Origin of the sequence: Acidovorax sp. KKS102, from assembly GCF_000302535.1 — a bacterium.
Taxonomy (GTDB): Bacteria; Pseudomonadota; Gammaproteobacteria; order Burkholderiales; family Burkholderiaceae_C; genus Acidovorax.
Genome location: NC_018708.1, coordinates 1,699,945 through 1,718,103 on the forward strand (window position 1 = coordinate 1,699,945; position 18,159 = coordinate 1,718,103).

Annotated in this window: 17 protein-coding genes; 8 read left to right on the top strand and 9 right to left on the bottom strand. The window is 66.4% G+C overall.

The window, feature by feature from the left end; translation table 11 throughout:
* Positions 1-66: 66 nt before the first annotated feature.
* Positions 67-1,410 (bottom strand): NADP-specific glutamate dehydrogenase, encoded by a 1,344-nt coding sequence (gene gdhA / locus C380_RS07740; protein ID WP_015013303.1) that lies wholly within the window; start codon positions 1,408-1,410, stop codon positions 67-69.
* A 275-nt stretch (positions 1,411-1,685) separates the two neighbouring features.
* On the opposite strand from gdhA, the gene C380_RS07745 reads away from it, so the two are divergent.
* Entirely contained in the window at positions 1,686-2,849 is a 1,164-nt protein-coding gene (locus tag C380_RS07745) for a glycerophosphodiester phosphodiesterase (RefSeq protein WP_015013304.1), read from the top strand.
* Positions 2,850-2,942: 93 nt separating this feature from the next.
* Here C380_RS07745 and C380_RS07750 read toward each other — a convergent pair whose 3' ends face one another.
* A complete protein-coding gene (locus tag C380_RS07750; RefSeq protein ID WP_015013305.1) occupies positions 2,943-3,626 on the bottom strand; it encodes a hypothetical protein in 684 nt (227 codons plus the stop codon).
* Between the two features lie 67 nt (positions 3,627-3,693).
* Entirely contained in the window at positions 3,694-5,781 is a 2,088-nt protein-coding gene (mutL, locus tag C380_RS07755; protein WP_015013306.1) for a DNA mismatch repair endonuclease MutL, read from the bottom strand.
* Positions 5,782-5,889: 108 nt separating this feature from the next.
* Here mutL and C380_RS07760 point away from each other — a divergent pair, with 108 nt between their 5' ends.
* Complete coding sequence (locus C380_RS07760) at positions 5,890-6,537, top strand: DedA family protein (protein ID WP_015013307.1); 648 nt, start codon at positions 5,890-5,892, stop codon at positions 6,535-6,537.
* A gap of 120 nt (positions 6,538-6,657) precedes the next feature.
* Here C380_RS07760 and C380_RS07765 read toward each other — a convergent pair whose 3' ends face one another.
* Positions 6,658-6,897 carry a glycine zipper 2TM domain-containing protein gene (locus C380_RS07765; protein WP_015013308.1) on the bottom strand — a complete coding sequence of 80 codons (240 nt, stop codon included), beginning with the start codon at positions 6,895-6,897 and terminating at the stop codon, positions 6,658-6,660.
* Between the two features lie 276 nt (positions 6,898-7,173).
* Between C380_RS07765 and C380_RS07770 the strand changes: the two genes are divergently transcribed.
* The gene (locus C380_RS07770; RefSeq protein ID WP_015013309.1) at positions 7,174-8,754 is read left to right on the top strand and encodes a methyl-accepting chemotaxis protein; all 1,581 of its coding nucleotides are present in this window, start codon (positions 7,174-7,176) and stop codon (positions 8,752-8,754) included.
* Between the two features lie 20 nt (positions 8,755-8,774).
* Here C380_RS07770 and C380_RS07775 read toward each other — a convergent pair whose 3' ends face one another.
* The 3 genes from C380_RS07775 to tsaE all read right to left on the bottom strand — a co-directional run bounded on the left by C380_RS07775 (position 8,775) and on the right by tsaE (position 11,253).
* Entirely contained in the window at positions 8,775-9,116 is a 342-nt protein-coding gene (locus tag C380_RS07775; RefSeq protein WP_015013310.1) for a cupin domain-containing protein, read from the bottom strand.
* Positions 9,117-9,237: 121 nt separating this feature from the next.
* Positions 9,238-10,704, bottom strand: a complete 1,467-nt coding sequence (locus C380_RS07780) for an N-acetylmuramoyl-L-alanine amidase (RefSeq protein WP_015013311.1) — start codon at positions 10,702-10,704, stop codon at positions 9,238-9,240.
* A gap of 6 nt (positions 10,705-10,710) precedes the next feature.
* Positions 10,711-11,253: a tRNA (adenosine(37)-N6)-threonylcarbamoyltransferase complex ATPase subunit type 1 TsaE gene (gene tsaE, locus C380_RS07785; protein WP_015013312.1), complete on the bottom strand. Its 543-nt coding sequence runs from the start codon at positions 11,251-11,253 to the stop codon at positions 10,711-10,713.
* A 12-nt stretch (positions 11,254-11,265) separates the two neighbouring features.
* Here tsaE and queG point away from each other — a divergent pair, with 12 nt between their 5' ends.
* On the top strand, positions 11,266-12,315 hold the full coding sequence (gene queG / locus C380_RS07790; RefSeq protein WP_015013313.1) for a tRNA epoxyqueuosine(34) reductase QueG: 1,050 nt from the start codon (positions 11,266-11,268) through the stop codon (positions 12,313-12,315).
* Positions 12,316-12,405: 90 nt separating this feature from the next.
* On the opposite strand, the gene C380_RS07795 is transcribed toward queG, so the two are convergent.
* Together C380_RS07795 and C380_RS07800 are read right to left on the bottom strand one after the other, a co-directional pair.
* Positions 12,406-13,053, bottom strand: coding sequence for a GDSL-type esterase/lipase family protein (locus tag C380_RS07795; RefSeq protein WP_015013314.1), 648 nt, complete (start codon positions 13,051-13,053; stop codon positions 12,406-12,408).
* The gene (locus tag C380_RS07800) at positions 13,050-13,955 is read right to left on the bottom strand and encodes an AEC family transporter (RefSeq protein WP_015013315.1); all 906 of its coding nucleotides are present in this window, start codon (positions 13,953-13,955) and stop codon (positions 13,050-13,052) included. The genes C380_RS07795 and C380_RS07800 overlap by 4 nt, the downstream gene beginning before the upstream one ends.
* Before the next feature lie 186 nt (positions 13,956-14,141).
* Between C380_RS07800 and C380_RS07805 the strand changes: the two genes are divergently transcribed.
* From C380_RS07805 to C380_RS07820, 4 genes are all read left to right on the top strand, one after another.
* Positions 14,142-15,107 carry a tripartite tricarboxylate transporter substrate binding protein BugE gene (locus C380_RS07805; RefSeq protein ID WP_015013316.1) on the top strand — a complete coding sequence of 322 codons (966 nt, stop codon included), beginning with the start codon at positions 14,142-14,144 and terminating at the stop codon, positions 15,105-15,107.
* Positions 15,108-15,195: 88 nt separating this feature from the next.
* Positions 15,196-16,095, top strand: coding sequence for a site-specific tyrosine recombinase XerD (xerD, locus tag C380_RS07810; RefSeq protein ID WP_015013317.1), 900 nt, complete (start codon positions 15,196-15,198; stop codon positions 16,093-16,095).
* 54 nt (positions 16,096-16,149) lie between these two features.
* Positions 16,150-17,112, top strand: coding sequence for a tripartite tricarboxylate transporter substrate binding protein (locus C380_RS07815; protein WP_015013318.1), 963 nt, complete (start codon positions 16,150-16,152; stop codon positions 17,110-17,112).
* A gap of 50 nt (positions 17,113-17,162) precedes the next feature.
* Positions 17,163-18,146 carry a tripartite tricarboxylate transporter substrate binding protein gene (locus C380_RS07820; RefSeq protein ID WP_015013319.1) on the top strand — a complete coding sequence of 328 codons (984 nt, stop codon included), beginning with the start codon at positions 17,163-17,165 and terminating at the stop codon, positions 18,144-18,146.
* Positions 18,147-18,159: the final 13 nt, after the last annotated feature.

The window sequence follows — 18,159 nt, forward strand, 5'->3', positions numbered from 1 at the left end:
AAAAACAAAGGGGCCGAAGCCCCAGTGATTTGCTGTGCGAACAGGCTCTGAGGCCCTGCTGGGGTCCTACACCACGCCCTGTGCCAGCATGGCGTCGGCCACCTTCACAAAGCCGGCGATGTTGGCACCGTCGATGTAGCTCACGCTGCCGTCGGCACGTTTGCCATATTGCAGGCAGGCCGCGTGGATGCCCTGCATGATCTGCAGCAGGCGTGCGTCCACCTCTTCGCGCGGCCAGGACAGGCGGGCGGCGTTCTGGCTCATCTCCAGGCCGGATGTGGCCACGCCACCCGCGTTGCTGGCCTTGCCGGGGGCGTAGAGCACGCCAGCGGCCTCAAACGCCTTGGCGGCTTCGATGGTCGAGGGCATGTTGGCGCCCTCGGCCACGCAGACCACGCCGTTCTGGATGAGCGTTTTCGCGTCGTTCTCGTCCAGCTCGTTTTGCGTGGCGCAGGGCAGGGCCACGTCCACCTTCACGTGCCAGGGGCGGACACCGGCCTCGAACTTCACGCCCGTGCGTGCGGCGTAATCGCTCACGCGGCCGTACAGGTGGTTCTTGACGTCCATGAGGATGGCGAGCTTTTCAGGCGTAAAGCCCTCTTCGTCAATGATGGTGCCGCTGGAGTCTGACACCGTGATGACCTTGGCACCCAGTTGCATGGCCTTCTCAACGGCGTATTGCGCCACGTTGCCCGAGCCCGACACCGACACGCGCAGGCCATCGAACGAGCGGCCCCGGGTCTTGAGCATTTCTTGCGCGAAGTACACGGTGCCATAGCCCGTGGCTTCAGGGCGGATCAGCGAGCCGCCGAACGACAGGCCCTTGCCGGTGAACACGCTGGCCGCGTTGTTGGCCAGCTTTTTGTACATGCCCGCCATGAAGCCCACCTCGCGGCCGCCCACGCCGATGTCGCCGGCGGGCACATCGGTGTCCGGACCCACATGGCGGTACAGCTCAGTCACAAAGGCCTGGCAAAAGCGCATGACTTCGGCAGGGCTCTTGCCCTTGGGGTCGAAGTCGGAACCACCCTTGCCGCCGCCCATGGGCAGTGTGGTCAGTGCGTTCTTGAAGGTCTGCTCAAAAGCCAGGAACTTGAGCACCGACAGGTTGACGGACGGGTGAAAGCGCAGCCCGCCCTTATAGGGGCCAATGGCCATGCTGTGCTGGATGCGGTAGCCGCGGTTGACCTGCACGGCGCCATGGTCGTCCACCCAGGACACGCGGAACATCACGACGCGCTCGGGCTCCACCAGCCGCTCCAGCAGGCCGTGCTCAGCATAGCGGGGGTGCTGCGCGATGAACGGCCACAGGCTTTCCATCACTTCGGTGACAGCTTGCAGGAATTCCGGCTGGCCGGGATTGCGGAGCGCCACGTGGGAAAGGAAGCTCTCGGCGGTCGCGTGTTTCATGGTTCAAAGGGCTTTCAGCAGTAAGGGGTCAACAAAATCGAAGGCAGCTGTGCACTGGTTTGGCGCACCGCAACATCGAATTATGTCCAAAAGTTATACGTTCATGCCGATGTCTATGCACAATGGTGGGGAATGTGGCCAGGATAGTTGCCACATATTGGTGCGTTTGGCGGGTGGCTCGGCCGTCATCCGTTGGTCAAGCCAACGTCATGGCCTTGTCACATGCCGACGCCACAGTTCGGCGGTTCTACCAACAACATAGCGAGGAGAAGAGCATGCACATCCCTGGTGTGAAATGGGGCGCGCTGGCCATGGTGGCCACGCTGGCAGCCTGCGGCGGCAGCGACAACTATCCGTACCCCACCCTGAACGGCGACAAGCCCCTGGTCATCGGCCACCGGGGCACGGCGGGCTACCGGCCCGACCACACGCTGGAAGGCTACAAGCTGGCCATCGACATGGGCGCCGACTTCATCGAGCCCGATCTGGTGGCCACCAAGGATGGTGTGCTGGTCGCCCGCCACGAGCCCAACATCACCGGCACCACCGATGTCTCCACCCGCCCCGAATTCGCCAGCCGCAAGACCAAGAAAGTGGTGGACGGCGTAGAGGAAGAAGGCTGGTTTGTCACCGACTTCACCCTGGCCGAACTCAAGACCCTGCGCGCCATCCAGCCCCTTTCCGACCGCGACCAGTCGTACAACGGCAAGTTCCAGATCCCCACCTTTGAAGAAGTGCTGGACCTGGCCAAGACCGAAGGCGCCAAGGCGGGCCGCACCGTGGGCGTGTACCCCGAGACCAAGCACCCCACCTACCACGTCAAGCAAGGCCTGCCGTTGGAAGACCGCCTGCTGGCCATCCTGGCCAAGTACGGCTACACCTCCAAGAGCTCACCCGTCATCATCCAGTCGTTCGAAGTCTCCAACCTCAAGTACCTGCGCACCAAGACCCAGGTGCGCCTGGTGCAGCTGGTGGACGCAGACGATGTGAACCCCGATGGCACCATGTCGCTGGTGGCCCCGTACGACAAGCCCTATGACTTTGCCGTGGCCGGTGACTCGCGCACCTTCGCCAGCCTGCTGACCCCCGCGGGCCTCAAGGAAGTCAAGACCTATGCCGACGGCATTGGTCCCTGGAAGCCCTACCTGATCCCCTCCAAGCAAGTGGATGCCAACAAGGACGGCAAGCCTGACGACCTGAACGGCGACGGCAAGATCGACGAGCGCGACCGCGTGATGATGGCGCCTACTGACGTGGTGAAGAACGCACACGCTGAAGGCCTGTTCGTGCACGCCTACACCTTCCGCAACGAAGCCAAGCGCCTGGCCTCGGACTTCAAGGGCGACCCCAAGGCCGAGTACAAGCTGTTCTACAACCTGGGTGTGGACGGCGTGTTCAGCGACTTTGCCGACACGGCCAAGGCAGCGCGGGACAACTGAAAGATGCCACTGCACGCTACTAAGTAGCGTTCTGCGCACCCGTCAAAAAGCCCGCTTCGGCGGGCTTTTTTTATGCGACGGTGTGGTGCGGGGTCAGAACCCCAGCGCAAACCCCACGCTGAGCAAGGTGCGCCCTTGCTGGCGGCCAATGGTGGCGTCGAGCTGCCTGCCGGGCGCCCACTCCCACCGGGCGCCGGTCTGAAACGTGGGGGCGCCGTGCTGGGTGCCAAAGGCTTCCAGGTGCGGCGTGATGGCGCCCCAGCTGCGTTCCACCGAGGCGCCCCAGGTGGCGCGCCAGGACTGGCCGCGCTCGCGCTGGCTGCCCAGGTTGGCATTGACCACGCCCCAGGTCGCGGCGCAGGTGCCGATGAGATTGAGCGCGACCACGCTGCCTGCGCTCTGCCCGGCACCTTGGCGCCGGTGCACGACGCCCGCGCTGCTGCCTGCGTTGCAGCCTTGTTCTTGCGCGGGGCTCCACAGCCACTTGGCCTGCAGGCCTTGCAGGGTATGGCGCTCGTTGCGGTCACGCGCCAACACGGCGCCCAGCTCCAGTCCAGCGATGGGGGTGAACGCAGGGGCCATGGACACCGTGCCGGGCTGGCCGCGCTGGCCCTCCCACCACACTTCGACGTGACCCTGGCCCACCTCGTCCACGCCCGCATCGTCCACGGACAGGGGGCGCCCGGCGTGGGCGGGCCAGGCCAGGCACAGGGCGGTGGTGGCCGCCAGCAGGTTCAGGGCGGGTGTAGGGGCGGTGGTGCTGCAACGAGGGGTCATGGAGGGCGATGGGCAATGGCTGGAGGAGGGGGCTCTGGCTATGTCGCGGGCGGGGTGGTGCCCGCCGCTACCGTCCACGCAGGAACAACGCGTCCAGCTCCTTCATGCTCAGCTGCCGCCAGGTGGGGCGGCCATGGTTGCACTGGTCGGAGCGGTCGGTGGTTTCCATCTGGCGCAGCAAGGCGTTCATCTCGTCGATGGTGAGTTTGCGGTTGGCCCGCACGGCACCGTGGCAGGCCATGGTGCCCAGGATTTCATTGCGGGCGCGCTGCACCACGGTGGTGGCGTCGTGTGCGGCCAGTTCGGCCAGCACGCTGCGAGCCAGCTCTACCGGGTCGCCCTGCGCCAATGTGGTGGGCACGGCGCGCACGGCCAGCGTCTTGGGGGAGAAGGGCACCACCTCCAGGCCCAGCATGGCCAGCACCTCGGCAGACTCTTCGGCCGTCGCGACTTCCTGTGGCGTGGCGGCGAAGGTGGCAGGGATCAGCAAGGGCTGACTCGCGATGCGCGCGCCGCTGTCCACCTGGGCCTTCAGGCGCTCGTAGACGATGCGTTCGTGGGCGGCATGCATGTCCACCACCACCATGCCCTGGGCGTTTTCGGCCAGGATGTACACACCGTGTAACTGCGCCACGGCCTTGCCCAGGGGCCAGGCGGTTTCCTGGCCATCGCGGCCCACGGGCCAGGCCGTGGACGGGTTGTTGGCACGGGGCGCGGTTGTGGATGCTGCAGAGGGCGCCGCTATCTCTGCAGGCTGCGCGCCATCCCACCCCGTAGCAGACGCGCCGGATGTACCAGGCATTGCGGGCGCTGGAGGCGTTGGGTTCGCATCGGCCTGGGCCGAAGGTGCCCACAGCCCACCCACCGCAGCGCCAGACGCTGGGTCTGCCATAGTGCTTGCGGAGGGCGCACCGCGCGGTGCCCACAGGGCCGCCAAGTCTTCGACGCGGTGGCCGCGTTCTTCAAATTTGATAGCAGCCTGGGCATTCCACACTAGCGCTTGGGGCGTCTGGGGCTTGAAATGTTCCGCATCACCTGCTGTAGTGGGGTTGGGCGCCACCGCAGCCGCTGCCAGTGCGGCGGCGCGGGGCGCTGCGAGCGCGTTTTCTACCGCATGGCGCACGGCCTGGTGCACCTCGCGGCTGTCGCGAAAGCGCACCTCGATCTTGGTGGGGTGCACGTTCACGTCCACACGCGCCGGGTCAATCTCCACATACAGCGCGTAGATGGGCTGCTTGTTGCCGTGTAGCACGTCTTCGTAGGCGCTGCGGGCCGCGTGGGTGAGCACCTTGTCACGCACAAAGCGGCCGTTGACGTAGCAGTACTGGTGGTCAGGCCGCGAGCGGGCCGCGTCGGGCAGGCCTGCGCGGCCGGTGACGGTGACAGGCCCCACGCGGTGCTGCACAGCAACCGACTGGGTGACGAAGTCCTCGCCCAGCACATCTGACAGGCGCCGGGCCAGCGCATCCTGCGCATCGGTTTGGCCGGGCACGAAGGTGGCGCGCCACTGCTCCACCAGCTTGCCCTCGTGCCAGATGGCAAAGCCCACATCAGGCCGCGCCAGCGCGTGGCGGCGCACCGATTCAATGCAGTGCGCCAGCTCGGTGGCGTCGGTCTTCAAGAACTTGCGGCGCGCGGGGGTGGAGAAGAACAGTTCCTTCACCTCCACCGTGGTGCCGGTGCTGCGTGCGGCGGGGCGCAGCTCGCCGCTGCGTGCGTCCAGCAAGAAGGCGCTGGCCTGAGCCGCCGGGCGCGAGAGCAGGGCCATCTCCGACACCGAGGCAATCGCCGCCAGCGCCTCGCCCCGAAAGCCCATGGTGGCCACGGTCTCCAGGTCGTTCAGGTTGGTGATCTTGCTGGTGGCGTGGCGGCGCAGGGCCACGGGCAGTTCTTCTTGCGGAATGCCACCACCATCGTCTTCCACCGTGATCAGCCGCACCCCACCTGCCGACAGCCGCACAGTGATTTGCGTGGCACCCGCGTCCAGTGCGTTGTCCACCAGTTCCCGCACCACCGAGGCCGGGCGCTCCACCACCTCGCCAGCTGCAATCTGGCTGATCAGCTCATCGGGCAGATCGCGGATGGGGCGGCGCGCGGGGGGCGTGGGGCCGGAGGCGGGCTGCGCCGCTGCGAGGGAGGAGGTGGTGTCGTTCACCCGGGGGATTTTAGGGCGGGGGCTGTGCAGGGATATCGGGCGGTGCGGCGGACGGGATGGGGATAATGCGCCCACCTTTTTTCCGCGCCGCGCCGGGCCTGCCTCTTCATGGAACTTGTCACTTTTCTCATCGACTTCATCCTGCACGTGGACAAGTACCTGGAGGCGTTTGTGCAGACCTACGGCATGTGGGTGTATGCGCTGCTGTTCGCCATCGTGTTTGTCGAAACGGGTCTGGTGGTGATGCCGTTCCTGCCGGGCGACTCGCTGCTGTTCATCGTGGGCGCGCTGTGTGGGGCGGGGATGATGAACTTTCCGCTGGCGTGCGGGGTGCTGCTGGCGGCGGCCATTTTGGGCGACCAGTGCAACTATTCGATTGGCCGCTACTTTGGACCCAAGGTGTTCCAGTGGGAGGATTCGCGCTGGTTCAACCGCCGGGCGTTCAATCAGGCGCATGAGTTTTATGAGCGCTACGGCGGCATCACCATCGTGATTGCGCGCTTCATGCCCTTCATCCGCACGTTTGCACCCTTCGTGGCGGGTGTGGCTGAAATGAACCGTGCCAAGTTCACCGCGTACAACGTGGGTGGTGCGCTGCTGTGGGTGCTCGGTATTGCCACGGCGGGGTACTTCTTCGGCAACTTTGCGTGGGTCAAGGAGAACCTGGACAAGATCATCTGGGCGATGATTTTTGTGCCGGGCCTGATCGCCATCTTTGGCGCGTGGCGCGCAGGGCGTCAGGCGCGTACGGTCTGAAGATCGCCCATCTGCTACCAAAACAAGAGCGGCAGGCGCATGTGGATCATGCGCCTGCCGCTTTTTTGATGCCCAAACAGGTGCTGAGCATCCAGCGGGAGCGCTCAGCGCCCCGCAAATTTAACGGCGGTAGGGGCGACGCTGGTCGCGGTCTTCACCCACCTCATGGCCGATGAGGGCGCCGGCTGCGGCACCGCCGATGGTGCCCACGGGGCCGCCGAAGATGGCATTACCGGCAACGCCGCCGACCACGGCGCCGACGCCAGTGCCCACTTGGGCGTTGGTGGGGTTGGATGCACAACCACCCAGTGCCAGGGCCGCGGTGCAAGTGGTCGCGAGAAGAATGTGACGGATTTTCATGGCGAGATTCCTTGATGGTTGTGGAGTCAGGCCGTGGTCCCCTTCCGCAGTGGCGGCTGAAGCTCGACCTGTGCCTCTACTGTGGCTCGTGATGCTTTTTGTCGGTGTAGGCAGGCGAGGGCGGTGGCTGTAGGACAGGCTCCTAGAGCGCGTGGACGGATCCCCGGCCAAAACCTCAGCAGGCTCTAAGGGTTTGCCTGCGCTTGGCGCTGTTGCCAACCGCGTTGCGCAGGCAGATCATTTCCTGGGCGTACAAAACTTACACAAGGACACGCGATGACCCAGCACATCCAGCACGCCGGCCGGGGGGCCGTGGGCGCTCAATTGACGGTGGCGCAGCAGATCAGCTTGATCGTGGGGGTGGCGGTGCTGGCGCTGGTGGTGGTGCTGGTGCTCAGCCTTGTGCGGGTGCAGCATCTGGGGGCCACGGTGGACCATCTCGCATCAGAGCAGGTGGAGAGGCTGCAACTGGCGCTGCGCTGGCGCAGCAACATCGCCGTCAATTCCACGCGCGTGTTCTCCATCGCCCAGACCGAGGGCGATGACCTGCAAAACTACTTCAAGGACACGATGGCGGCCACCACGGCCGACACCAGCAAGGTGCAAAAGCGCTACACCGAGCTGGAAAACAGCCCCGAGGGCCTGCGCATCCAGGAGGAGCTGGCCACCATCCGCAAGTCGTACCTGGAGACGCGCGACAAGTCGCTGGAGCTGAAAAAGGCGGGCGACATGGCCCAGGCGCGCGCCTATGCGCTGGGCACGTTTGCCCCAGTGCTGGACAAGTACAACGCCATTGCTGACAAGATGGTCGATTACCAGGTGCGCCGCTCGGCCGAGCAGGCGGCCGAGGCGGCTGAACTCATCCAGTCCTACCGCATGACGGTGCTGGTGGCCGGCGTGGCGGGGCTCGCGCTGCTGGTGGTGCTGTCGTGGGTGGTGGTGCAGCGCATCCGACGCTCGCTGGGGGCGGTGAGCGCGGTGGCGCAGCGCATTGGCGAGGGCGACCTGTCCCAGCCCATCGAGGTGCATGGGCGGGGCGAGGTGGCCGAGATGATGCGGGCCATGCAGGGCATGCAGACCTCGCTGGTGCGCATCGTGGCCGATGTGCGGCACAGCAGCGACAGCATTGCCACGGGCTCCAGCGAGATCGCCATGGGCAATGCGGACCTGAGCCAGCGCACGGAAGAGCAGGCCAGCAACCTGGAGGAAACGGCCGCCTCCATGGAGCAGATCACCAGCACCGTGAAGAACAACGCCGACACCGCGCGCAAGGCCGCGACGCTGGCCGGCTCGGCATCGCAGGCGGCAGTCAAGGGCGGCGAGGTGGTGGGCCAGGTGGTGACGACCATGCAGGACATCTCGGCCGCGTCCCGAAAGATCACCGACATCATCAGCGTGATCGACGGCATTGCATTCCAGACCAACATCCTGGCGCTGAACGCGGCGGTGGAGGCCGCACGCGCCGGTGAACAGGGCCGTGGCTTTGCCGTGGTGGCCAGCGAGGTGCGCAGCCTGGCCCAGCGTAGCGCCGAAGCCGCCAAGGAGATCAAGGCCCTGATCGGTGCGAGTGTGGAGAAGGTGGAAAACGGCACGCAGCTGGTGAGCAACGCCGGGCAGAGCATGGAAGACATCGTCGCCCAAGTGCAGCGGGTGAGCGACCTGATTGGCGAAATCTCCAGCGCCACGGGCGAGCAGACCATCGGCATCAGCCAGGTGGGCGAGGCGGTGATGCAGCTCGACCAGGTCACCCAGCAGAACGCTGCGCTGGTGGAGCAGAGCGCGGCGGCGGCCGACAGCCTCAAGCACCAGGCGGCGCGGCTGTCAGAGATCGTGAGCGTGTTCCGGCTGGGGCGCTGACCGCCTTGGCGGGCAGCGGCTCAAGCGGTTGGGGCCGGCTTGAGGCACATCGTGACCAGCAGGGACGCAGGCTCCACCGCCTTGAGCGAATGCAGCGCGCGCGGTGCCAGATGCACAAAGTCGCCGGGGTGCAACTGCTGCACGCCCTGGTCGCTCGCAAACTCCACCACGCCCTCGATGCACAACACGGTGGCCTCGCCGGGCGTCTGGTGCTCTTTCATGGATTTGCCCACCGGCAGGACCACCCGCATGACTTCGAGCTGGCCGGCTTTGAGGATGGCGGTGGTGACGGTGTCGGCCAAACGCGCCCCCAGAGGGCGCACGCTGACGATCTGGCCAGATTGGGCGTGGGGCAGGGCCATGGCAGTTCTCCTTGCTGGCCTGGGCGCGGTGCGCGCCCGGCCGATGCAGCCTACTGTGCCTGCAGTTGGCAGTGCGCGCAAGGTGGTCTGGCTGCCCCGCGCGCCCGGCCCTTGGACCTGCCTACACCGACCGGCTGCGCGCCAGCGGTGGGTTCTTGGCAAAGTAGCGCGTGATGCCGCGCATCAGCGCATCGGCCAGCTGCTCCTGGTAGGCGCTGCTGCGCAGGCGCTTTTCCTCTTCGGGGTTGCTGATGAAGGCGGTTTCGACCAGCACGCTGGGGATGTCGGGCGCCTTGAGCACGGCAAAGCCTGCCTGCTCCACGCGCGGCTTGTGCAGCTTGCCCACATTGCCGATCTCGCCCAGCAGCACGGTGCCGAGCTTGAGGCTGTCGTTGATCTGCGCGGTGGTGCTCATGTCCAGCAGCGCGCGCTGCACATGCTGGTCCTTGGACTGCACGTTGATGCCGCCCACCAGGTCGGCCTGGTTTTCCTTGTTGGCCAGCCAGCGGGCTGCGGTGCTGGAGGCCCCGCCCTGGCTCAGCGCAAACACGCTGGCGCCGCGCGCCTCGGGCGTGGTGAAGGCGTCGGCATGGATGGAGACGAACAGGTCGGCCTGCACGCGCCGGGCTTTTTGCACGCGGGTGCCCAGGGGCACAAAGTAGTCGCCGTCGCGCGTGAGGTAGGCGCGCATGGGGTTGCCGCCCACGGTGGTGGCGTTGATGCGGTCGCGCAGCAGGTGGGCCACGCGCAGCACCACGTCTTTTTCGCGGGTGCCGGAGGGGCCAATGGCGCCGGGGTCTTCGCCCCCGTGGCCGGGGTCGAGTGCCACGATGATGATGCGGTCGGTCTCGGTGGCTGTGGCGCGGTTGCCGGGGCGCGATGGCGCTGCGGGGGCTGCCCCGGGTGCAGGCGCCGCCGCCACTGCTGGTGGCGGGGCGGGCGGCTGTGCACCTGTGCTGCCGGTGGTGGGGCCATTTGCGCGCTGCGCGATCAGGTCGCCCAGCGGGTCGTGCTCGGCAGCCGGTGCGGGCGCGCGGGCGGTGGCAGGGGCGCTGGCAGGCGAGGGGGCAGACGCAGCAGCGGGGCCGTTGGCATCGCGCAGGCGCTCGGCAATCAGGGCCTCCAGCGGGTCCACAGGCGCTGCAGGGTACAGGTCAAACACCAGCCGGTGGCGGTAGGCGGCCACAGGCGGCAGGGTGAACACCTGCGGCATGGCGGGCTGCTTGAGGTCCACCACCAGGCGCACCACGCCGGGCGCGTTCTGGCCCACGCGGATGCCCGCGATGTTGGGGTCGTCGGGCTTGACCTTGGCCACCAGTTCGCGCAGCTCGGGGCTCAGGTCGATGCCCTCAATGTCCACCGCCAAGCGCGGCGGCGAGGTCACGAAAAACTGCTTGGCCACCAGCGCGCCATCGGACTCGATGGTGACGCGTGAATACTCAGGGGCAGGCCACACGCGCACGGCCACGATGGTGGCGCCGCGTGCAATCTGCTGTGTACCCAGCAGCAGTACCAGGCTGCTGGCGCGCAGCACGGCGCGGCGCGATGGCTGGGGGGCTTGGCGGGCAGGCAAGGTGGGTTCGTTCACGGCGTCTCAGAGAGCTTGCAGCAGGCTGCGCCCGGTGGCGGTGGGGGCATGCAGCGTGACCTTCCTTTCGGTGTCATCCGTTGCTTCAATGTGAATAGCAAGGTCTGCAAGCGGAGTAAGCGCTGCAGCCTTTTCCGGCCATTCTGCCACCTTGAGACCGGGGTTGGCAAAAATGTCCCTGAAACCGGCGTCTTCCCACTCGCGCGGATCGTCAAAACGGTAGAAGTCGAAGTGCCAGATTGACAGACCCGGGGCCTCGTGGGGCTCCACCACGGCATAGGTGGGGCTCTTGATACGGCCTTGCACACCCAGGGCGCGCAGCAGGTGGCGCACCAGGGTGGTCTTGCCCGCACCCAGGTCGCCGTGCAGGGTCACGAAGGCGTTGGCCAGCAGGGGTTGTGCGGCCAGGCGCTGGGCAAAGGCGGCGGTGTCTTCCTCGCCATGCCAGGTGAATTGGCGCGTGGGTTCGGCAGAAGTGTCGCCGGGGGGGGCGCCAGGGGCATCGCTGCCGCTTTCTACAATCTGGCCGGTATGTGGTGCAACAGTCAACTCGTTCCTCAAATGCAGGAGTGGGCCCGCGAGCTGGGATTTTCCCAAATCGGCGTGGCGGGGGTGGACTTGTCTGCGGCCGAGCCGGGTCTAGCGGCCTGGCTGGCGCAGGGCTTCCATGGTGACATGCATTACATGGCATCCCACGGCATGAAGCGCGCGCGCCCGGCCGAGCTGGTGCCCGGCACTGTGAGTGTGATCACGGCGCGCATGGATTATTTGCCGCGCGATACGGCCAGGGATGTGCCCGGGGGCTGGCAGGCGGCCGAACTCTCCCGCCTGCAGCGCCCGCACGAGGGCATCGTCTCCGTCTATGCCCGGGGGCGCGACTACCACAAGGTGCTGCGTGCGCGGCTGCAAAAGCTCAGCGACCGCATTGCCGAGGCCATCGGCCCGTTTGGTCACCGCGTGTTCACCGACTCCGCCCCGGTGCTGGAGGCCGAGCTGGCTGCGCGCAGCGGCCAGGGCTGGCGCGGCAAGCACACGCTGGTGCTCAACCGCGAGGCCGGGTCCATGTTCTTTTTGGGCGAGATTTATGTGGACATGGCGCTGCCACCGAGCGAGCCCGTCACCGCGCACTGCGGCAGCTGCAATGCGTGCATCGACATCTGCCCGACGCAGGCGATCATCGCGCCGCACCGCATCGACGCGAGGCGCTGCATCTCGTACCTCACCATCGAACACGCCGGGCCCATCCCCGTGGAACTGCGCCCTCTGCTGGGCAACCGCATCTATGGCTGCGATGACTGCCAGCTCATTTGCCCCTGGAACAAGTTTGCCCAGGTCAGCCGCCTGCCCGACTTTGATGAGCGCAAAGGCCTCTCAGGCCAGCAACTGGTGCACCTGTTTGCGTGGGACGAAGCCACCTTCTTGCGCATGACCGAGGGCGGCCCCATTCGCCGCATAGGCCATGAGCGCTGGCTGCGCAATGTGGCGGTGGCACTGGGCAATGCGCTGCGCGCCACCGGCGACGACGCCTTGCGCACTGCGCTGCAGTCACGCGCAGAGGACGCCAGTGCGCTGGTGCGGGAGCATGTGGCCTGGGCGCTGGAGGCGGGTTGAAGGCGTTTTTGAAAGAAATCGCCTGGTAGCGCTAGTGCAATATGCCTGAGTAGCTATCAAAATGGGAGTGATAGCCGTTGCGACGGGTCCTTACTGCGCCAGCAGCCCTGTCTGCCGCAAAGTGCCCACCAGTCCCTGGACAAACTCCGCATACCCTGCGGCGTTGGCGTGGATCTGGTCCGACCGCAACCGCTCTTGCGCGAGCACGCTCGACCAGCCTTTGGCGTGCAGCGGGATCTTCAGCTCTTCGGCAATCTCTTCGTACAGCGGGTGGTCGCTCAGGCGGCCGGCAGCGGCCATCAGCGACAGCTCGGGCACAGCCACCAGCAGCACCTGGGCGCCGCTGCCCTTGGCCTCGCTGCAAATGCGCAGGATGTTGGCGCGCGTGGTGGCCGCGCTCTGGCGCCGCAAAAAGTCGTTGCCACCAATGCTTACGATGACCAGCGCGGGCTGGTGCTGCTGCAGCAGGCCCGGCAGGCGTGCAAGCGCCTGGGCCGAGGTGTCTCCCGACACGCCGCCGTTGACCACCTTCCAGCCCGTCAGGCGTGCCAGCTCGGCCGGGTAGGCCGTGTCGACAGAGGCCCCCACGCCCGATGTGAGCGAGTCGCCCAGCGCCAGCACCGTGGCGCCCGGCGGCACCGCTTGGGCACGCGGCGGTTTGCGGCCACACGCGACCATGCTCAAGGTGGCGACCAGACTGGCGCCCAGCAGCCGCCTGCGGTTCAGACCCCGGCTCATCGCAGCACCCCCAGCGCAAACGGCAGGCTCACGATGCCCAGCAAGGTGGACAGCGTGACCAGCCCCGCCACATACGGCCCGTTGTAGCCCATGCGCGCTGCCAGCACATAGCAGGTCGATGCCGTGGGCAAGGCGGCAAAGGCCAGGAGCACGGTGGTCTGCACGGCGTCGAGACCAAATATGCGGGCCATGCCAAACGCCACCAGCGGCTGCACCAGGTGGCGGATGGCCAGCACCGATACGCTCAGTGTCTTGCCCCGCGTGAGCAGGCCAAACTGAAGCCCCGCCCCGGCCGCCATCAGGCCCAGTGCCAGTGATGCGGAGCTGATGCGGCTGACCGTGGGCACCGCCCATTCGGGGATCTGAAAGCCCAGCAGGTTGGCTGCCAGGCCTGAGGCGGTGGCAATGATCAGCGGGTTGCGCAACAGCTCGCGGGCAAAGCTGTGCTGCCCATGGCGGGCCATGGGCCACACGGCCGCCACGTTGAACAGCGGCACACACACACCGATCAGCACGGCAATCATCAACAGGCCCTGCGTGCCCGCCAGCCGCTCGGCAATGGCCAGGCCAATGAAGGAGTTGAAGCGGAACGCCACCTGCGCGCTGGCCGCGTGGTCGCGCACGTCGATGTATTTGCCCACCCAGGGCCAGTGCGGCAGGCTGTAGGCCAGCGCGATGCCGATCACGCCCGACAACATGCCTGCGCCGATCAAGCCAGACGCCGCACCAATATCCATCGGGCTTTTGACGATGGACTGGAAAAGCAGCACTGGGAACAGCAGGTAATACACCAGGCTCTCGACCGGCTGCCAGACCGAGCGGTTCAGGGCTGTGTACCGGCAGATCAGGTACCCCAGGAAGATGAGTGAAAAGTCGGGGAGCAGGAGTTGGGCGTAGTTCACGCGCCGAGAATACTTGATGCATGGCAAGCCTGGCGGGGCTCCCGACAGGTTGAAGGGGTGGCCTGAAACTGCCCACCTGCACCTATTTTTAGGGTTAGCCCTTATGTGGAATCCGCAGGGCGGTTTGGCGGGTGTTGCGCATACCATCGGCGCTGTTTGTTGTTACCCCGCACGAAGGAGATTTCCATGTATCGTCGTCAATGGCTTGCGCTGACCGTACTGGCTGCCGCAGCTGGATCGGCTGCCGCACAAGGCTACCCCAACAAGGTGATCCGACTGGTTGTGCCCTTTGCACCCGGTGGCACCACCGACATCATTGCGCGCGTGATCGCCGAGCCCCTGGGCCGCGTACTCGGCCAGAGCGTGATCGTGGACAACAAGGCCGGTGGCGGCGGCATTGTGGGTGCGGCCGAACTTGCCCGCGCCACGGCCGACGGCTACACGCTGGGCGTGGCCACAGTGTCCACCACCGCCGCCAACCCTGCCATCAACCCCAAAACGCCGTACAACCCGTTGACGGACTTCTCGCCCATCATCAACATTGCGGCCACGCCCAACATCATTGCGGTGAACCCCAGCTTCCCGGCCAAGGACTACAAGTCGTTCGTGGCCGAACTGAAGAAGTCGCCCGGCAAGTATTCGTACTCCTCGTCCGGCACAGGCGGCATCGGCCACCTGCAGATGGAGCTGTACAAGAACCTCTCGGGCACCTTTGTGACGCACATCCCCTACCGCGGTGCGGGCCCGGCCCTGAACGACACCGTGGCGGGCCAGGTGCCCATGATTTTTGACAACCTGCCCTCGGCGCTGCCCTTCATCAAGGAAAACCGTCTGGTGCCCATCGTCGTCGCAGCGCCCCAGCGCGTGGCGGCCCTACCCAATGTGCCCACTTTCAAGGAACTGGGCCTGGAGCCGGTGAACCGCATGGCTTACTACGGCATCGTGGGCCCCAAGGGTCTGCCCAAGGATGTGGTGGACAAGATCAACGCCGGTGTGCGCAAGGCCCTGGAAGACCCGGCCGTGAAGAAGCGCATCGAAGACACGGGCTCGCTCGTGATCGGCAACACGCCCGAGCAGTTTGCCGAGCAGATCAAGGCCGAGTTCGCTGTCTACAAGGATGTGGTCGTCAAGCAGAAGCTGACGCTGGAATAAACGCCACCGCTTCCGTCCCCAGCCGCCTTCGGGCGGCTTTTTTGTGCCTGTGGAGCTGAATGCACGCGATGCATGCTATGGTTTTTGGATGCTTGCTCCCAGTCTGAATGCCATCGACACCTTTGTGGACGCCCTGTGGCTGGAAGACGGCCTGTCGCGCAACACGCTGGCCGCCTACCGGCGTGACCTGACGCTGTACGCGCAGTGGCTGGCCGACCAGCAGCCCGCGCTGGCGCTGGACGACACGGCCGAACACCACCTGCAGGCCTACTTTGCCGCCCGCCACGCGCAGACGCGCGCCACCTCGGCCAACCGGCGCCTCACGGTGTTGCGCCGCTACTTTCACTGGGCGCTGCGCGAGCGGCGCATCACCACCGATCCCACCGTGCGGCTGCAGGCCGCACGCCAGCCGCTGCGCGTGCCCAAGACCTTGTCGCAGGCGCAGGTGGAGGCGCTGCTGAACGCGCCCGACCTGGGCACCCCCCTGGGCCTGCGCGACCGCACCATGCTGGAGCTGATGTACGCCAGCGGCCTGCGCGTGACCGAGCTGGTCACGCTCAAGACCTTTCAGGTCGGCCTGAACGAGGGCGTGCTGCGGGTGATGGGCAAGGGCAGCAAGGAGCGCCTGGTGCCGTTTGGCGAAGAGGCGCGGGCGTGGCTGCTGCGCTATCTGAACGAGGCCCGCGGCGCCATCCTGGGCGGGCAGCAGACGGACGACCTGTTCGTCACCCAGCGCGGCAGTGGCATGACGCGGGTGATGTTCTGGGTCATCGTCAAAAAGTGGGCGCAGGTGGCGGGCATCACGGTGCCGCTGTCGCCCCACACGCTGCGTCATGCGTTTGCCACGCACCTGCTCAACCACGGTGCCGACCTGCGCGTGGTGCAGCTGCTGCTGGGCCATGCGGATATCTCCACCACCACCATCTACACCCACGTGGCGCGCGAGCGGCTCAAGTCCTTGCACGCGCAGCACCACCCGAGAGGCTAGCGGGCTGAACGGCGCGCCAGACCGGTTTTACACACCACAACAAGGAGACATTGCATGAAAAAACTCATCGCCGGCGCGCTGCTGCTGGGGGCGGCCACTCTGGCCATGGCGCAGGCCTGGCCCACAGCCAAGCCCATCCGCCTCATCGTGGGGTACCCGCCGGGCGGCGGCATCGACTTTGCAGCGCGCACCGTGCAGGTGCCGCTGCAGGAGCTTCTCAAGCAGCAGATCGTGGTGGACTACAAGCCCGGTGCTGGTGGCATGCTGGCGGCCACCGAGCTGACCCGGGCCGCGCCCGATGGCTACACGCTGCTGCTGGCCAATACCGGCCCGTTCGCTATCGCACCTTACTTGCAGCGCAAGATGCCGTACGACCCGCTCAAGCAGTTCAGCTACATCGGCCAGATCAGCCAGGGCAGCTACATCGCGGTCACCCGGCCGGACCACCCTGCCAAGGACCTCAAGGAATGGGTGGCATGGGCCAAGGCCAACGCTGGCAAGGTGAACTTCGCATCGGGCGGTGCGGGCACCTCCACCCACCTGAATGGCGAGCTGATGAACCAGGCGACCGGGCTGGATGTGACGCATGTGCCCTACAAAGGCAGCGCCCCGGCTGTGCAGGACTTGATCGGAGGACAGACGCAGTTGCTGATCGATGCAGGGCCGGTGCTGCTGCCGCAGGTCAAGGGCGGCAAGCTGAAGGCGCTGGCAGTGACGGGCCCACGCCGCGACCCGCAGTTGCCCGACGTCCCCACAGTGAGCGAACTGGGCCTTGGTGGCATGGAGTCTGTCGGCTTCCAGGGGCTGGTGGGCCCCGCAGGGCTGCCCAAAGAGGTGGTGGACAAGCTGGCTGCCGAACTGGCCAAGGTGCTGGCGCAAGCGGAGGTAAAGGCCAAGTTTGCGTCCACAGGTTCGGAGGTACATTCTCTCGGACCCGCGGAATTCTTCAGCTTTGTGAAGGGCGAGAACGACAAGTGGGCCAAGCTGATCCGCGAGCGCAAGCTCGAACTGGATTGACGGGCTGACCTGACGGCTGCCCATCGAACTCTTCTCCATTGGCTCTCACCATGAATCTGCATTTTTCTCGCCGCCAGTTGGTGGCCGCCGCTGCGGTCGCGTTGGCGGTCTCGCCCGTAGTGGCTTCGGCCCAGGCCTGGCCCGCCAAACCCATCCGCATCATCGTGGCCTACCCGGCGGGGGGCGTGAGCGACAACATCTCCCGCGCGCTGGCCGACAAGCTGGCTGCGCAGCTGGGCACACCCGTGGTCATTGAGAACAAGGCGGGCGCCAGCGGCAGCCTGGGCGTGGACGCGGTGGCCAAGGCGGCGCCCGATGGCTACACGCTGGGTTTTGCGGCGGTCAGCCCTCTGGCGCTCAACCCACACCTAGGCAAGTCCCCCTTCGATCCGCAAAAGGACATCGCGCCCGTGGTCAGCGTGATGTATTCGCCCGTGCTGCTGCTGGGCACGCCCGCGAGCCGCGCGACCGACTTCAAGGACCTGATCGCGCGTGCGCGGGCCCAGCCCGGCACGGTGCGCTGGGCCACGTCGGGGCAGGCGTCGCTGGGGCACATCATGCTGGAGCAGATCCAGTCGGTGGCGCAGGTGCAGATCACGCACATCCCCTACAAGGGCGGCGGCCAGCAGATGAATGACGCGCTGGGCGGGCAGTTCGAGGTGCTATCGACCAACGCCGGCCCTGCGGTGCTGCAGCACATTCAGGCGGGCAAGCTCAAGCCGCTGGCGGTGGGGGCTCCGGCGCGGCTGGATTCGCTGCCCCAGGTGCCCACGCTGGCCGAGCTGGGTCAGCCTGCCGCCAATCTCTCGTCGCTGTTCGGCCTCTATGCCCCGGCGCAGACGCCCAAGACGGTCATCACGCGCATCAACACCGAGGTGAACAAGGCGTTGGCCTTGCCGGACATCCGCGCCAAGCTCGATGCCACCGACAACGTGCCCACCGGCGGCACCACGGCCGAGTTCGCGCGCCAGATTGCGCTGGAGTCCGAGAACAATGCGCGCATCATCCGCGCGGCGGGAATCCAGGGCAACTGACCGTGTGCAGGGG

Excerpts from the sequence above, each read along its gene's own strand:
- C380_RS07770 (WP_015013309.1), top strand. The coding sequence starts at position 7,174 with ATGACCCAGCACATCCAGCACGCCGGCCGGGGGGCCGTGGGCGCTCAA.
- C380_RS07795 (WP_015013314.1), bottom strand. The coding sequence starts at position 13,053 with ATGAGCCGGGGTCTGAACCGCAGGCGGCTGCTGGGCGCCAGTCTGGTC.
- C380_RS07765 (WP_015013308.1), bottom strand. The coding sequence starts at position 6,897 with ATGAAAATCCGTCACATTCTTCTCGCGACCACTTGCACCGCGGCCCTG.
- queG (WP_015013313.1), top strand. The coding sequence starts at position 11,266 with ATGCAGGAGTGGGCCCGCGAGCTGGGATTTTCCCAAATCGGCGTGGCG.
- C380_RS07775 (WP_015013310.1), bottom strand. The coding sequence starts at position 9,116 with ATGGCCCTGCCCCACGCCCAATCTGGCCAGATCGTCAGCGTGCGCCCT.
- C380_RS07750 (WP_015013305.1), bottom strand. The coding sequence starts at position 3,626 with ATGACCCCTCGTTGCAGCACCACCGCCCCTACACCCGCCCTGAACCTG.
- xerD (WP_015013317.1), top strand. The coding sequence starts at position 15,196 with ATGCTTGCTCCCAGTCTGAATGCCATCGACACCTTTGTGGACGCCCTG.
- gdhA (WP_015013303.1), bottom strand. The coding sequence starts at position 1,410 with ATGAAACACGCGACCGCCGAGAGCTTCCTTTCCCACGTGGCGCTCCGC.
- C380_RS07805 (WP_015013316.1), top strand. The coding sequence starts at position 14,142 with ATGTATCGTCGTCAATGGCTTGCGCTGACCGTACTGGCTGCCGCAGCT.
- C380_RS07820 (WP_015013319.1), top strand. The coding sequence starts at position 17,163 with ATGAATCTGCATTTTTCTCGCCGCCAGTTGGTGGCCGCCGCTGCGGTC.
- C380_RS07760 (WP_015013307.1), top strand. The coding sequence starts at position 5,890 with ATGGAACTTGTCACTTTTCTCATCGACTTCATCCTGCACGTGGACAAG.
- C380_RS07815 (WP_015013318.1), top strand. The coding sequence starts at position 16,150 with ATGAAAAAACTCATCGCCGGCGCGCTGCTGCTGGGGGCGGCCACTCTG.
- C380_RS07745 (WP_015013304.1), top strand. The coding sequence starts at position 1,686 with ATGCACATCCCTGGTGTGAAATGGGGCGCGCTGGCCATGGTGGCCACG.